Source organism: Microcoleus sp. N9_B4, assembly GCF_036701635.1.
Taxonomy (GTDB): domain Bacteria; phylum Cyanobacteriota; class Cyanobacteriia; order Cyanobacteriales; family Microcoleaceae; genus Microcoleus.
The window spans coordinates 36,794-52,161 of the sequence record NZ_JAUBRC010000037.1; the positions used below are offsets into that span (position 1 = coordinate 36,794).

Consider the following 15,368-nt stretch of genomic DNA (forward strand, 5'->3'; position numbering starts at 1 on the left):
TGCTTCAATTCTTCAATTCTTCAATTCTTCAATTCTTCAATCTAAAATCGATTGACTGTTCACTGTTCACTGATGACTATGACAATTAATTTTGGGGTGGTGCTGGTAACTGCAGCATCGGAGGCGGAGGCGGAGAATCTGGCGAAATCTCTAGTTGAAAACAAGCTGGCTGCTTGTGTGAGTTTGTCACCAATTCGCTCGATTTATAGTTGGCAAGGCGAGATTCATTCCGAGTCAGAGTGGCAGTTGGTGATTAAAACTGATTTGGCTAAATTTGAGGCTTTAAAAACAAAAGTTCAGGAACTCCATTCCTATGAAGTTCCCGAAATTATTGCTATTCCTATTATTGCTGGCAGCGATGCTTATCTCAATTGGCTGGGACAATCTTTAAGTTTGTAGTCAAGATTTTAGTCCTAAATTATCCAATGAAGAGGGACGGAATTCCCTACTAAAAATGGTCAGAAACCTAGGAATTATGACTGGTAGGGCCAATGACGCCGATTTTGTGGCGAAAACTTAGTTCGCCGCCGAACCAGCCTGTAATGCCCAGCAAGGTCGCAACGACGATCGATATTGCTAAACCTGTATAGACGATCGGCTCAGCCGGATTTCCTTGTCGCAACAGCAAGTTAATCAGGGAAAGTACCAAAGCCGCCACATTGCCCCCCATGTGCAACCAACCGGCACTGCGATCGCGCACTCTTTTTATTTTGAAAAAATCTAAAAAGCCCGTGATTCCCGCCAAAATCCCCGCAGCAAAACCAGCACCAATCAGCCAAACCGAAGCTCTCGCCCAAAACGGATCGCTTGTCAGCCAATAACCGATATCCGTGCCGGCGGCTCCTACTAAAAAGGCTACCGGAAACACGATCAGCACTGGGTGGAGGGGATGACCTGCAACTGAAACTGTACTTGTAATGCCAGCATCGCGGTATTCTGTGTCGTCACTTTCGAGAATCGGCGGAATATTGGGATAGGGCGTACTATTTCTTTGATTTGTTTCCATGATTTCTACAGATAACTTTTGTACAACAAACCCGTTTTTATTGGATTGAACTTAATCCCAAACCCGTTCGCCATTTTCGTCAACGCGGGCCTGCCGAATTACGTCAGAAATTTCGTCGGCGTCTTTGACGTGGTGCAAAGCTTTCTTTTCCCCGTCTGGTTCTTCGACGATTACATAAGTTGGAACTGTAACAACATCTCCCGTGATGTCGGGTACGTGGTCTACCGCCAGTTGCTGCGCTTTTTCTTCAATGGTTTGCGGTTTGTCGGAAATACGATCGCCCGGATTGACAGTGCGCTCCATATCTTTGCCTGGTTTGTCGATACTCATAAAAACCTCTCTGGTATTTCTAATTTTTTGCTGACTCTAATTCCTACTATTGAACGAAAAATATCTCTACGCAAACATCTCCCGACGGGTGGAAGTTTCAGTTAGGGCGATCGCAGGCAGCCTCTTCCTGTAGGTAGAGGTTTTTCGATTGGTGCCGAAAAAACGTAAGCTAAAATCTAAGCATGATATTTTCCTTCCCTTTGAGTTGCCCATGAAAAGTTACGATTGGATTGTTGTCGGCGGTGGCATTACTGGTGCGGCACTGAGTTACGAACTGGCAAAAAAAGGTTTTGCTGTGCTGCTTTTGGAACGAGATGCTACCATGCAAAATGCTACTCGTTTTAGTTATGGCGGCTTGGCTTATTGGTCGGGAACGACTGATTTAACTCGGCAATTGTGTCGGGAAGGTATCGAACGCCACCGCCATTTATCAGCGGAATTAGATGCTGATACTGAGTTTCGCGAGTTGGATTTGTTGCTGACAATTGATGCGGGCAATGATGCCGAAAAAGTGGCGGCTAATTACGCGCATTTTGCGATCGTTCCGCAGCTTTTGAGTGTTGCAGAAGCTGGCGAGTTGGAACCTTTGCTGAATAAAAGTGCGATCGCCGGAGCTCTGACTGTGCGTCACGGTCACATTTCGCCGACATCCACAAATAAAGCTTATTGTCAAGGGTTTCTACGGTTGGGAGGAACTATAGAATTTGCTGAAGTAATTGGGTTTATAGAAGAGGGAAATCGGATTTCGGGAGTTAAGACGGTACAGGAAAGTTATACCTGCGAAAATACGGTTATTTGTGCTGGAGGTAGGAGTCGGAGTTTACTGAAGCTGGCTGGTGTTTCTGTGGGAGTTTATTTTACTCGCACGGAGATTTTGGAAACTGCACCTGTGGATTTGAAACTCAGGACTTTGGTGATGCCTGCGGTATTAAAACGTTTTGAATTAGAAGCTAAATCTAGTAGAAATGAGGTGGATTTTCTTTGGGATGAACCTGGTAAAGAGTTGCTGTCGCCGATTTTAGATTCTGGTGCCATTCAGTTTAATGATGGCAGTTTGCGGATCGGGCAATTGTCGCGCACTTTGAGCGATTTGAATGCTAAAGTCGATCGCGAAACCAGCGAAAGGGCAATTCGTGCAGGAATCGGCAAGGTTTTGCCGGATTTGGCAGGTTTACCTGCAACTTGGCACGAGTGTAGTGTGGCATTCAGCGCTGATAATTTGCCTGTAGTGGGGCCGATCGCCGATCGCCCTGGATTGCACGTTTTTTCGGGTCTCAGCAATCCTTTGACTATTGTACCTGCTTTGGCTGAGCGATTTGCGAAGGCGGCGGGGGGAGAAGAAGATAGGGCGATCGAGCTTTTGTCTCCCAATAGATTTATCGCAGAAGAAGGAAGAAGGAAGAAGGAAGAAGGAAGAAGGAAGAAGGAAGAAGGAAGAAGGAAGAAGGAAGAAGGAAGAAGGATAGATGACAACTGACAACTGACTACTGACTACTGACTACTGACTACTGACTACTGACTAAAAAAGGCAGGGCGACAATAAATGTAGTACCTTTGTCGATCGCACTTTCCACACTTATTGTACCGCCGTGCAGGTCAACAATGTGTTTGACAATGCAGAGTCCCAAACCCGATCCTTTAATATTGCCTACATTAGCACCCCGTTCAAACTGCTGAAATAGTTTTTCTTGATATTCCGCTGTCATCCCAATTCCCTCATCTCGAACGCACAAAATTATTTGCTGGTTTTCGCAGCTTAAGTCTAAACTGACTTGGCCACCGTTTGGAGAATATTTAATGGCGTTTGAAAGCAAATTAGTCAGAAGGTGGTGCAGTAGTTTTGCATCGAGATTGGCGTGCAGCGGATTTGTGTGACTGCGGAAATGTACTAGGTGTTTGTCGGTGATGATAGGTTGCAGTTCTTCTAAAATAGAATTGCATAAATCCGTGGCATTAATCGGATTTAAATTTAAGGAAATTTTGCCTGATTCTGCTTTGCTAAGCATTAAAATATCTTCCAGCAACCCACTCATATTACTGACGGCTTTTTTAATGCGATCAACATTTTTATTGTTGGTTCCGGGGGTGCTATGCAAGTCGCTATCTTCTAGCATTTCAGCCGATAACTGTATAGTAGTTAAAGGAGTATTTAAATCGTGGTAAGCCATCGAAATAAAGCGCGCTCTATTTTCGCTTTTTTCTGCTGCTAATGTCATTATTTTTTTCAGAATAACTGCTTCTTGATGTTTGCTCAGTGCTATCTTGATAGTGGCGTGCATTTCTCTTTCTTTAAAAGGTTTGAGCAGGTAGCCGTAAGAACCAGTATTTTCGGCTCTCTGCAAAGTTTCGTCGTCAGCATAGGCAGTTGTATAGATAATTGGTATATCTAATTCTTGATTAATTATTGCTGCTGTTTCTATGCCATCAATGTCACCTTTGATAACTATATCCATTAAAATTAAATCGGGTCTTAGTTCGCGGGCGCGCTGGATGGCATCCGCTCCTGAAGAAACGATATCGGCGATTTGATATCCCAATTTTTCTAATTTTGGGGATAAGTTTTTAGCAATTAACAGTTCGTCTTCGACAATCAAAATATTAATTTTTTTTTCGGCAAAACTCATATTCTTACAATCTTTGAAAGTAGTTTAACTCGTTAAATTTCAAGTGAAAAGATGTACCAAATTGTCTGGATATTTCGATGGTTCCTTCTAACTGATCGGTTAAAGTGCAGACAACTTGAAACCCCATTGAGTGAGTTTTCCTAAAATCTAAGTTTTGAGGAAAACCAATGCCGTTGTCCTTAACTAAGAGGTTGATTTCTTGATCGCCCGTTTGATAACATTCAACACTAACTGTACCAGTTGTTCCATTAGGAAAAGCGTGTTTCAGCGTATTTGAAACCAATTCATTGGCAATTAAACCGCAGGGAGTAGCGGTTTCAAGATTTAGGGAAATTGGTTCAGCTAATACCTGCAACTGAATTTGGTTGTTGCTAATATTGTAAGAGTGAAACAAGTTACTTACCAAATCTTCGAGATATTCGCCAAAATTAATTTGCGCTAGGTTAGTCGAACGGTACAGTTTTTCGTGAATCAGAGCCATAGAATAAAGGCGATTCTGACTTTCTTCAAACATTTTGCTTACTTGCGGGTCGGCAACTGTGTTTGATTGCAATTCTAACAGACTGGCAACTACGCAGAGGTTGTTTTTGACGCGGTGGTGAATTTCTTTGAGCAAAATTTCTTTTTCTCTGAGGGAGTTTTTCAAATTTGCTTCCGCTTGTTTGCGATCGCTCAGTTCAGCTTGCAGTTGCTGGTAAAGTAGAGATTGCTGAATGGCGATCGCCAATTGATTCACCAACTGCTGAAATAAATTGATTTCCCATTCTTTCCAATCACGAGAGCCATCGCATTGGTGGGCAATCAGCAATCCCCAAAGTTGGCTGTGCTGAATAATCGGCACTACTAACTTTGACCTAACTTGAATTTGTTTCATAAACTCCATCACACAAGGTGTAATGCTGGGAGAATCTAGTTCTGAAATTGCCGCAATTCGCCCTTGCAAATAAAGCTGATAACTTTCAGGCGGAAAAACCTCTTCGCCAAAACATCTATCTACGAGTTGGCTGCATCCTTCTGCCACGGCTTCAGCAATGACTCTGCCGCCACTTTTGGGTAAAATTTGATAAACCAAAACTCGATCGGCTAATAATACTTGCTGGAGTTCGGCAACCGTGGTGTTGAGAATTTCCTCTAATTGCAAAGACTGGCGGACACGACGGGCGATCGCCTCCACGAGGCGTTCTTGCTCGAACTGCTGCCCCCTAGCGAGTTCGGCGTATTTAGAATTGCTGATATCCGCGGCGTAACCAATAATTTCGATCGGAATACCCATGCTGTCAACTAATAGTTTTAGTTCCGTCCTTAGCCAGCGGTAAATTCCGTCTTTGTGTAGAAAACGGTACTCGCAAATACAATTTTTTTCCTCGGATAAATCAGAAAAATTTACTAGAAATTGTGACCTATCTTCAGGGTGAATTCTGTTAGACCAAAATTTAGAATCAGCTAATACTTCTTGGGGTTCGTAGCCAACGATTGTCTGAACGTTGTCGCTGATGTAAGTAGTACAAAAGCTCCCCATCGGTGCGGCTGTGAAAATTACCGCCGGATTAGAACCCAGCAAAAATTGCAGGCGTTCTTTTAACTGCTGAAATTCTAGTTCGGCTCGCTTACGATAACTGATATCTTCGATCGCCCCCATGCTGTAGAGAGGAATGCCCTCGCGATCGCGGATCAGCGTCACCGTCAAGTTTGCCCACATCAGCTCGCCATTCTTCTTAATCAAGCGTTTTTCGCTTTGGAAGCGAGAAATATTGCCGCAGATCAACTGCTTGACTTCCTCTACATCTGCTTGTAAATCTTCTGGATGCGTGAGTTCACTAAAAGTCATGCTAGCCAACTCCGAATCGCTGTAGCCCAACATCTGGCGGTGAGCTTCATTCACTTTAATCGTGCGGAAGTCGCGCAGGCTTACCAAACCAAGCGCGATGGGAGCATCGTCAAATAAGTTGCGAAACTTTTCCTCGCTCTTTTGCAGTGCAGCTTCTGCGTGTTTGCGGGCGGTAATGTCTCGGGCCACCCACATCACCCGATCAATCTCCAGCGGCGAAATACTGGCATCAAACCAAAATAATTTGCAGCCAATTTCCATCCTGTATTCAACTCTGTGGGTTTGCCCAGATGCCAATGTTTGGCGAATGTGGGTCAGGGCAAAATTAGCTTCCGCTTCTGGGAAGATTTCGGCGACGGTTTTGCCCAGCACTTCAGGAGCGGGTTTATACAGCAGTTCGGGAGCCGTGGGGGCGATTTTGAGGTAGCGGCCGCTGGCGTCGAAAACTAGCACGATATCCGTCATGGCGTTAAACAGCGCCAGCAGTTCGGCTTCGGAGTTTTGGAGTTTTTCTTCGGTCAATTTGCGATCGGTAATGTCGGTGTCAGTGCCAGTCAGGCGTAATGCCTTGCCAGAAGCCGATCGGATCGCGTTGCCGCGGGCAAGTATCCAGCAGGTGCTGCCGTCTTTACGCAGCATCCGGTGTTCTACTTCATAAATTTCTGTCACGCCCTCTAGATAAGCATTTACTGCTTCGGCGACTACAACTAGATCGTCGGGATGAACGTGAGACACCCAATTTTCCATGCGGTTGGGAATCTCTGCGTCCTGATAGCCTAACAAAGCTTTCAAAGACGGAGCAATGTAGATTTCGCCGGTTTCCAAATTCCAGTCCCAAACCCCCACTTTGCCAGCCGATACTGCCAGTTCGTACCATTGTGTCCGCTGCTGCACTCTCCGTTCTAACTCTGCATTAAGCTGCTGCAAAGCGATTTCTGCTTGTTTGCGCTCCGTGACATCGCGGCCTGCTGCTTGATACTCGACGATTTGTCCGCTCTCGTTAAATATCGCCCGATCGATCCACTGCTGCCAGCGAATTTCCCCGCTCGGCAAAATTACTCGATGTTCGCAGGTAAAAATAGGGTTGTCGGGAGAGACAGAAGTATATTGCTGTTGAAAAATTTCTCGGTCTGCTTCTGGCAGCAGCGACCTGAAGCATTTGCCCAGTAAGTCGATCGGCTGCAAGCCGAAATAACGGCAGTAAGCTTGATTGACAAAAGTTATTTTACCGTCTGGGAGGTAGCGGCAAATCAGTTCGGTTTGGTCTTCCACAATCGCCAGGTAGCGCGCCTCGCTCTGGCGCATGGCATTTTCGGCATTTTGGCGATCGCTGACTTTTTCTAGTTCACAATTGCCCTCTAACAGTTCGCATTGTTCCTGGAGTTTTGCCACTTCTTGATGCAGTGCCTCTATCCAGCTATACATTGCTGGGCGAATACTTTTTTCACTGATTAAACCTACGAGCTGACCGCGTTCATCTACAATTGGCAAGCAATCGATCGAGTATTGACAAAATAGCTTAAATGCGGTAGTAAGATCTGTAAATTCTGATTCTTTTAAGACAATTAAATTCCGCGTCATTACGTCGGCAACTTTCATGCCTTGCCATCCGTATTCGGCCGCGGCTAAGTTCAGGACATCTTCCGGGCTTAGCAGTCCGATTAGCTGATTTTCATCGACAACTAAGACACAACTAATCGATGCTTTTACCGTTTCGTTTGAGTCAGGAAGTGCAGGTGCATTAGTCAGCGTCCAAGGGTCGATCGCCCGACGCATCAGGGCGATCGCCTCTGCGAGCGAAGTTGAGGGATCAACCGTCACAGGGTGGCGATCGACAGCTTTTAAGGGCGATCGTAAATTTGCCGACAAATTAGCAAGTTGCATCAATCTGGGCTAAAAAGTATTGCTAATTAACTTTAGCAAGGATTTTAGTCATCAGTCATCTGGCTAATGACTGATGACCAACGTTATTGTTTCCGAAGGAGAATATAAGTTTTCATTTCCCCTTTGCCTTTAACTTCAATCATTCCTCGCTCCTGAAACAGATATTTGTCTTCCACTAACTTATAAGTAGTTTCGCTCACTTGAATCCGCCAAGGCAAACCCTGAGATTCCATGCGGGAAGCAATATTTACCGTATCGCCCCACAAATCGTAAATAAACTTCTTTATACCAATTACTCCGGCAACAACCGGGCCGCTATGAATGCCGATGCGGATGCTAAAATATTTATTATGGCTAGCATTAAATCTGGCTATTTCTGCTTGCATATCTAGGGCCATTTGGGCGATCGCCTCTGCGTGGTCTGCCCTGGGTTCAGGCAGTCCTCCAACCGCCATGTATGCGTCGCCGATGGTCTTGATTTTCTCTAACCCGTGCCGTTCGCACAAAAGGTCAAATCCTGAGAAAATCTGATTCAGGATATCCACGAGTTCGATCGGATTCATGACGGCAGACAAAGCAGTAAACCCCACAAGGTCGGCGAACAAAACAGTCACTTCGGGAAAGTATTCGGCAATAGTAGTTTCGTTTTGCTTGAGGCGTTCTGCTATTGCCTTGGGCAAGATATTTAACAGCAGCTTTTCTGATTTTTCTTGTTCTTCCCGCAGGGCATCTTCTGCTTGCTTGCGTTCCGTAATGTCGTGGTAACTCCAGACTCGGCCGATAATTTTATCTCCCAGCCGCTGCGGTTGCGAATAGCGTTCAAAAAATCTGCCGTCCTGAAATTCCAACAAGTCATAACTTTCGGCTTCTGGCTGATCGTAAAGCGATTCTATTCTCTCTTGAAATGTTTGGGCGTCTTTGAGTTGGTTCAGGAAAAAGGCGATCGTTGTGGCGTCATTTCGCAGTGCCATCACTTCGTTAGGTATGCCCCACATTTCCACAAATTCTCGATTGAAAGTGACTATTTTTCCGCTCCTGTCAGTAGCTAAAATACCGTCAGCAGTAGAATCAAAAGTTGCTTGCAGCAGGGATACAGATTTTGCTAGGGCGTCTTCGGCCATTTTTCGAGCAGTAATGTCTCGCAAAATAGCGCGAATCGCTACTAGCGAACCTTCCGCAAATTTACAGCTTATGCTGCCTTCCAGCAAAATTTGTTCGTGATTTTTAGTAATAAATATTGTTTGAATAGAGTCTGGATACAATGTATTTTCATTTACCGTTTTTTGGGTAATAGCTTTATAGAATATATCCAGAGACTCTGGGGAACTGTTGGGATGAATGATATCAAAAATAGTCATTTGAGCAATTTCTGCTTCGCTGTAGCCCAGAGTTTCCCGCCCAGCCCGATTTACATACAAAAAATGACCGTCGGCTCCAATACTTTGAATTAAGTCCGTAGCATTCTCAAATAAGTCTCGCAGTTGTTCTTCACTTTGCCGCAAAGCTATTTCCGCTTGCTTGCGCTTGATAAATTGACCGATTTGGCTACCGATTGTTGCCATTGTCTGGAGCAATTCTTCATCAAAACACTGCACTTCGCTGCTGAATAAAATCATCACCCCCAAAACAGACCGGGCAGATTTTTCCGGCTCGTAGCCGCCCAAAATTGGGAAACCAAAAGCTCCGTGCAGTCCTTCTTCGGCAGCAATTTCTCGGCGCAGACAACTGTCGCTTTTTGTGACATCTGCAATCCACTGAGAGGAACCGCTAGCCCAAACTAAACCGGGTAATCCTTCCCCAAATGCACAAGTCATTTGTTCGGTAAATTCGGCAAATTTGGGTATAAAAAGTGAGCGTTTTGTCCAACTGGCGACACACCGAAGCAAATTGGGGTCGGAAACCGCAGTTATTCTCTTAGTTTTTGACAGCAGTTTTTCCCCAGCTTCTGGCATCCAAAGTTCGACGGTATCCCATCCCAAGCTATCGCAAATTACAGGGAGAATTGCTGCTATAGCTTTTTTGATTGTTTCGGATGCCGACAGGATGCGAGTGGTGACGTACTGAGTTATTTGTCGCTTGCGGGCGCGCTGTCTATCTGTGACATCGCGGCCGATGTACACGAAATCTTGAACCGTAGCCCTTGCTCCAGAAATGCCTTTAATGTCAGTCGAAATCGCCGTACAGGAAAACGAAACTGTTAGCTTTTCTCCGGTTTTTGCCGTGCAAATTACTTCGGCATGAGTTTCCGATTGTTGAGGCTCCTCTTGGCTGAGTGCTTGCAAAGAAGAGCCAAAAGCAGCAAGAGCGTCTATTTGCTGGCCTACTAATTCTGATTCGCTGTAACCGAACAAATGTTGAGCGGCTTGATTGACTTTTGTAATTTTTCCCGATGCTGTTGTTACCAACAAAACTTCGGCCATTGAAGTAATAATTTTTTCAACATAATTATTAGTAGCGGCTAAGGTACTCAATAAAATATCCATTTCATTGGTAGCTTGGACTAGAGTTTGTTCTAAAGCCATCCTATCAGTTACGTCTTCAAAAAATATAATTAATCTCTGATAATTCTCGTCATTGGTGAAATCGACGATATACATATCAAAATAAAGCCTCGAATCATTTCCTAATAACCGGGTAATCGCTTTGAATTCAAAATTTGGCAAACGTTTTTCAAAAATATCAATTAAAATTTCTTCCGTTCCCACCAATTCTGGAAAGGGAATGCGGACATCGTTGCCGGCGACTACTTCGTCGGGACAGTCGCCAAACCGCTGCACTTGCAGAGAGAGTTCTTGGATTAAAAAGTCTTTATCGAGTGCTAGGTACTCCAAGTGGTGGGGAACTAACAATTTTTTTAACAAGGTGTTCATGTGAGATGTTTGGTAATGAATGCGCCCTCTGTATCGAATTATCTGAAATCAATCTATTTATCTGTGTTTGTAAAATGGAATTGTGACTGTAAAGGTAGTCCCTAACCCTGTCTCGCTGGAAAATTCGATTTGACCTCCGTGCAAGTCTACACACAGCTTCACGATGGATAAACCCAGTCCTGTACCTGGTATTTTTCCTACATTTTGCGCTCGGTAATAAGATTCAAAGAGTTGTTCTCTGTCTTCGATAGGAATGCCAATGCCTGCGTCTTTAATTTGAAATTTAGCTTCTTCATTGTCACAATTTAATTCAAAATAAATATTGCTGTGGAGCGGCGAATATTTTACAGCATTTGACAGCAAATTTGTCAAGATGTGCCGCAGCAATTTTGCATCGAGTGCTGGCCAGTGTTGTGTTTCCTCCGACTTTTTATCAGTTTTTTTCGCGGGCGAACTAGATTTTAGAGAAATAAAATTAATGCTATGATTTTTTCCGTAACTAATTTTAATTGATTCTACTAACTCGCTGCAAAATTTTGGCAATTCAACTGGTGCGGGATTGAATTCGAGTTTTCCGGCTTCGGCGCTGCTGAGCAACCGCACGTCATCTAATAGCTGAGCCATGTGTTTAGATGCTGAGTTAACGTGTTCGAGGTATTCTTGTTTTTCCTCGTGGGTGATTTCGTCGCCGTAGTCTTGGAGGATTTTAGTAGCAAATAATATTGTATTTAAAGGATTGCCAAATTCGTGAGCGAGCATCGAAAAAAAACGAGATTTTACCTGTCTGAGTTCTTGCTCTTTTGCCAAGGAGCGGCGAATTTCTATTTCTTGTTGCTTGCGTTCTGTGATGTCCCTGCCGATATAGATGAAATCGTAAAGTTCCTGTAATTCTGTCTGAATTGCCGAACAGGAAAATTCTACCCAAATTTCTTCTCCTGCTTTAGTAATGCAGATTACTTCCAGTTCTTTTAGCAGCTCTTTATGAGACAAAATATAGCGGTGGCGAGCTTGGTAAAGCAATTTTTCTTCGACTACTATTAGGGAGAGGGGGTTGCCGAGCAATTCTGCTTCGCTGTACCCAAATAACCATTGTGCTGATTGATTGACTGTTTTGATAGTTCCTAATGTTGTTGTCACCAACAAAGCATCGCCCATCGAGCGAATAACTTTATCTATATAATCGTTAGAAGCGGCTAAGGCGCTCACCAAAAGATTAGCTTCATTCGCCCTCTGAATCAACGATTGCTTCATCACCATCTTTTCGGTGGCATCTTCAATCAAAATTAACAATTTACTTGGCACATCTTCTTGTTCTTCTTCATATTTGATAGCCAACATATCAAAGTATAAAGGGCGGTTATGGTCGGCAAACCGAGCTATACCTTTGACTTCAAAACCCGGCAGCCGTCCCATAATGATAGACATGAGGATATTTTCAATGCCAATCAGTTCGGGAAAACTCAGGCGAGCATCTGCACCGGGTATAGCCTCGCCCGGAGTATCGGCATAATTCTGGACTTCGGCGGAGGTTTCCTGAATGATGAAATGGTGATTTACTACCAAATACTCTGTTTGTCGCGGGCCTAAGAGCTTTCTAAAAAGGGGATTCATGCTTGTTCTACCATTGTGTAAGCTAGTTTATGGAATATTTCGTCAACGTCTTTGCCTGTTTTAGCAGATGTTGTGTAAACTGCTATTACTTTGTCTTGACCTATCGAATGGGATATTTCCACTAGCAGCGCCAATTTTTCCTCGTCAATCAAGTCTACTTTGTTCAAAGCGACGATTATTGACCCTTTGGGATTGACTGAAGAAAAAAGATGAATGTGTTCGGAGATTCGCTCAACTGTTTCGGAGCGGCTGACATCGGCAACGATTAAAACGCCGCTAGCTCCCTGCAAGTAAGTCGGTGCTATTCCTTTGAATTTTGTATGCCCTTCTAAGTCCCAAATTAGCAACTGTGCAGTCACGTTTTCTCGCTGTTTTACGCCTTCTAATTCTAGGCTTTTGCGGGAAATTTTTACTCCCACAGTGGAGAGGTATTGGTCGCTGAATTGCCGATCGACAAAACGGCGGATTAGGCTGGTTTTGCCCACGCCAAAATCACCGATCATGCACATTTTTTTAGATATAGTAACTGACATAATTATTTTCTGTTTATGGTCTTAGTTATTGGTTCAAATAGCACGCATCTGCTTAAAAGTAGCGGTTGATTGGGTTCCAAGCCGGAAGGAGGATTTGGGCTGCCAATCGCGACAAGGCGCTTCGGGTCAGCACCTTGCCGCACTAAAGCCTCTTGCACTGCTGTGGCACGCTGGAGTGACAACCGTTGATTTGTGGCAAGTTCCCCAGTTCGATCGCTGTGCCCAATTATCTTAATCTGTTTTTGAGGATATTGATCCATGAAATTTTTGACACTGGCGATCATTTCTCCGTATGTTGAGTCTAATGTTGCCGTTCCTTGCTGGAAGTAGATGCGGGTGGTAATTTTCAGCGGCTCTAATTTAACAGTGCTGATGACTGACTGAACACCGGGAATTTGCTTCAGGGACTGAGCTATTTTCTGTGCGTCTGCACCGTCTCTAACTGTGCCCTCTACTGTAACTTTACGATCGCCATACCGCGTAGAAATAGAAAGGCCCTCTTTCTGATTCAAAACAGCGGTAATCCGCTGCACCTCGGCCGCCGTCAAAACTGGATCTGGGGGGACATCTACAGCTAGAATTCTATTATCTAATTGCAATTTCGGTGCAGTTGATGCGGCTATTTTTGCAGCTTGTGCCCGCAATTCTTGATTTGGCAACTTTCCGGTTAGCTTTAAAGTTTTGCCATCAACTGCAACATCTAAGCGGTAAACAGCTAATTGGGGAGTCGAGGCTAAAGCTGCGATGGCATTTGCTTCGAGGCGACGGTAAATGTTGCTGCGGTACTGATAAATCCCCCAAGGTACTAAGATTAAGCTGAGGGCTGCTAAACTAATAGCAGCAAGGGCGATCGGGGGTTTTGTTGATTTTTCCCTTTGCAGCGGGTCGAATAAACTTTTTATGTACGGGTGCAGGGACTCAGGTATAGTACCGGGATCGCCGTTAAACTCGTGAATTACTTTAGCATAATTAAGGATGAGATTACTAACTGTTTGCCGCAGTTTTTTGATGAACGAGTGTGGCGGTTCTCCTTTGATCACGACTGCCATGTAGCAATATCCCGCTACTTCTAGCAGGATTTTTGAGTCGCCGTATTCAATTTGATTTAGTTCGGAAGATTCTCCCGGCTGCACGATGCACTCGTTAACAAAGCTGCGAATAGCTGTGAGCATTCCTGCTACCATTTCTGATTCTAACTGGTAGCTTTCTGAGTTTTGAAATTCGGAAATTATCAAGCCTGATGCTTTTTGAATTAAGAATGCTGCTTGGACGGTAAAGGGTACTGATTCTTTGAGGATTAATTCGGCTTCGGAGACTCCTTGTACTTTGGAGCGAATTTTGCGCTGAACTCCTTCGACGCTGAGGGCATTTGACACTTTTTCATTGATTGTCTTGATAGCTTCTGCCATGTATCTGGCAATAGTATTGCCAATTACGGGATAGAGGGCATCCACCATTGCGTCGCGTTCGAGTTCAATTTGGGCTGTAATGGCTTTGCCCATTTCCGGGGCGAGGGCTTGAGCGATCGACTCTTGGTCAAGGCGAATTTGCTCTTTAATTGCCAGACCGATTTCTGGGGCGATCGCCTTAGCAATATCCGCTGGCGAATTCACTATTTGTTGAGCAAGTGCGTCGGGCAGCAGCTCAGCTATTGCCGCACTCATTGCCGACTTGTTTTCCTGAGTTTTTGCCCTAATCACTTCGTCAATAATTGGCACCATCGCCTTGACAACTTCTTCTCTGGAATCGGCAATTTTGCGGCTGAGAATTTCTGCGATCCAAGGCAGCATCAACTCAATCAACTCTTGGGGATCGTAGATTTGGTGCTCCAGTTTTCCTAATTTATCGTCGATGCTTGCCATCAGGTGGCGCACCCCCGGCAAATCGTTTTCTGCCAGCAGAATTTTCACTTGCTCGATATCCGACATTTGGGAGCCGAAAATTAGACTTTGCAGCCTTTCCATCGCGCTGTCGGCTTCATTTAAGTCCTGTTTAATTTGGCCAAATATTTCTGCTGGCTGCGATATCGTTGTCGGCTCTTCTACCAAGTTTGGTGTAGATTGAAGCTGATGAACCACCGCATCTAAATATATTTTTTCCGAAGGCGCGAGAAGTGTGGCCTCTGCGGCATTCTGCTCTGTTGTGGAGATTGGCGGCTCTGTCTCCTCGGATTTTTCCGCTTGTATGTACTGCCCAGAATTGGGAATTGTCAAGTTAGGCAATTCCTGTACGGACGGTGATGCTATCTCAAAATCCGAAACATCTGCTGAAACATCGATAGTTGTAGTTGAGGAATAATTTCTTTCTAGTTCTGAACTATTAAGTCTGTGAGTAGGGAATAGCAGACTTTTAGGTTCGTCTGGATTAGCAGAATCAGTAGACTCCGGTTCGCGATCGCCAGTTTTTGGCGGAACACTCGCTGCAATTTCCGCTTGCTCTGGCTCAGAAATACCTAACAAGTCCATCAACCCGCCGAGAGCCCCAGCTTGATTGTTTTCCCCGCTGCTGTCACATTCGGACTCTGCATTTTGCTGGTTTGAACCAGCTATAAGTTTGAGATCGAATAATAAATTCAGCAAGGGTTCTAGCTGGGTTGCTGCATCGGTAGCAGACTGGTCGGGTTGAGAAACAAAACCCTCTAACTCATTTTCGTCAGCCGGATTTTCTTTCGGTAAAGCCATG

General features: G+C 44.6%; 10 protein-coding genes. 2 read left to right on the forward strand and 8 right to left on the reverse strand.

The annotated features are described in order from the left end of the window. The first annotated feature begins 78 nt into the window (after positions 1 to 78). Complete coding sequence (gene cutA / locus QUA43_RS22290) at positions 79 to 399, forward strand: divalent-cation tolerance protein CutA (RefSeq protein ID WP_333228501.1); 321 nt, start codon at positions 79 to 81, stop codon at positions 397 to 399. A gap of 67 nt (positions 400 to 466) precedes the next feature. On the opposite strand, the gene QUA43_RS22295 is transcribed toward cutA, so the two are convergent. Beyond that, positions 467 to 1,006, reverse strand: a complete 540-nt coding sequence (locus QUA43_RS22295) for a DUF2231 domain-containing protein (RefSeq protein ID WP_333376585.1) — start codon at positions 1,004 to 1,006, stop codon at positions 467 to 469. A 51-nt stretch (positions 1,007 to 1,057) separates the two neighbouring features. Beyond that, on the reverse strand, positions 1,058 to 1,336 hold the full coding sequence (locus tag QUA43_RS22300; protein WP_333143218.1) for a hypothetical protein: 279 nt from the start codon (positions 1,334 to 1,336) through the stop codon (positions 1,058 to 1,060). A gap of 211 nt (positions 1,337 to 1,547) precedes the next feature. Here QUA43_RS22300 and QUA43_RS22305 point away from each other — a divergent pair, with 211 nt between their 5' ends. Continuing rightward, a complete protein-coding gene (locus tag QUA43_RS22305; RefSeq protein ID WP_333376587.1) occupies positions 1,548 to 2,813 on the forward strand; it encodes an FAD-binding oxidoreductase in 1,266 nt (421 codons plus the stop codon). Between the two features lie 28 nt (positions 2,814 to 2,841). Here the strand turns inward: QUA43_RS22305 and QUA43_RS22310 are convergent, their stop codons facing one another. The 6 genes from QUA43_RS22310 to QUA43_RS22335 form a co-directional block, all read right to left on the reverse strand. Beyond that, positions 2,842 to 3,960 carry an ATP-binding protein gene (locus QUA43_RS22310; RefSeq protein WP_333376588.1) on the reverse strand — a complete coding sequence of 373 codons (1,119 nt, stop codon included), beginning with the start codon at positions 3,958 to 3,960 and terminating at the stop codon, positions 2,842 to 2,844. Between the two features lie 4 nt (positions 3,961 to 3,964). Next, positions 3,965 to 7,672 carry a PAS domain S-box protein gene (locus QUA43_RS22315; RefSeq protein WP_333376590.1) on the reverse strand — a complete coding sequence of 1,236 codons (3,708 nt, stop codon included), beginning with the start codon at positions 7,670 to 7,672 and terminating at the stop codon, positions 3,965 to 3,967. 83 nt (positions 7,673 to 7,755) lie between these two features. Then, positions 7,756 to 10,542: an adenylate/guanylate cyclase domain-containing protein gene (locus QUA43_RS22320; protein ID WP_333376592.1), complete on the reverse strand. Its 2,787-nt coding sequence runs from the start codon at positions 10,540 to 10,542 to the stop codon at positions 7,756 to 7,758. Between the two features lie 57 nt (positions 10,543 to 10,599). Continuing rightward, positions 10,600 to 12,153: a PAS domain-containing sensor histidine kinase gene (locus QUA43_RS22325; protein ID WP_333376593.1), complete on the reverse strand. Its 1,554-nt coding sequence runs from the start codon at positions 12,151 to 12,153 to the stop codon at positions 10,600 to 10,602. Then, a complete protein-coding gene (locus QUA43_RS22330; RefSeq protein ID WP_333376594.1) occupies positions 12,150 to 12,686 on the reverse strand; it encodes a Rab family GTPase in 537 nt (178 codons plus the stop codon). Before QUA43_RS22330 ends, QUA43_RS22325 begins: the two co-directional genes overlap by 4 nt. 2 nt (positions 12,687 to 12,688) lie before the next feature. Beyond that, on the reverse strand, positions 12,689 to 15,367 hold the full coding sequence (locus QUA43_RS22335) for an OmpA family protein (RefSeq protein WP_333376596.1): 2,679 nt from the start codon (positions 15,365 to 15,367) through the stop codon (positions 12,689 to 12,691). Position 15,368 lies beyond the last annotated feature (1 nt).

Excerpts from the sequence above, each read along its gene's own strand:
- cutA (WP_333228501.1), top strand. The coding sequence starts at position 79 with ATGACAATTAATTTTGGGGTGGTGCTGGTAACTGCAGCATCGGAGGCG.
- QUA43_RS22295 (WP_333376585.1), bottom strand. The coding sequence starts at position 1,006 with ATGGAAACAAATCAAAGAAATAGTACGCCCTATCCCAATATTCCGCCG.
- QUA43_RS22300 (WP_333143218.1), bottom strand. The coding sequence starts at position 1,336 with ATGAGTATCGACAAACCAGGCAAAGATATGGAGCGCACTGTCAATCCG.
- QUA43_RS22305 (WP_333376587.1), top strand. The coding sequence starts at position 1,548 with ATGAAAAGTTACGATTGGATTGTTGTCGGCGGTGGCATTACTGGTGCG.
- QUA43_RS22310 (WP_333376588.1), bottom strand. The coding sequence starts at position 3,960 with ATGAGTTTTGCCGAAAAAAAAATTAATATTTTGATTGTCGAAGACGAA.
- QUA43_RS22315 (WP_333376590.1), bottom strand. The coding sequence starts at position 7,672 with ATGCAACTTGCTAATTTGTCGGCAAATTTACGATCGCCCTTAAAAGCT.
- QUA43_RS22320 (WP_333376592.1), bottom strand. The coding sequence starts at position 10,542 with ATGAACACCTTGTTAAAAAAATTGTTAGTTCCCCACCACTTGGAGTAC.
- QUA43_RS22325 (WP_333376593.1), bottom strand. The coding sequence starts at position 12,153 with ATGAATCCCCTTTTTAGAAAGCTCTTAGGCCCGCGACAAACAGAGTAT.
- QUA43_RS22330 (WP_333376594.1), bottom strand. The coding sequence starts at position 12,686 with ATGTCAGTTACTATATCTAAAAAAATGTGCATGATCGGTGATTTTGGC.
- QUA43_RS22335 (WP_333376596.1), bottom strand. The coding sequence starts at position 15,367 with ATGGCTTTACCGAAAGAAAATCCGGCTGACGAAAATGAGTTAGAGGGT.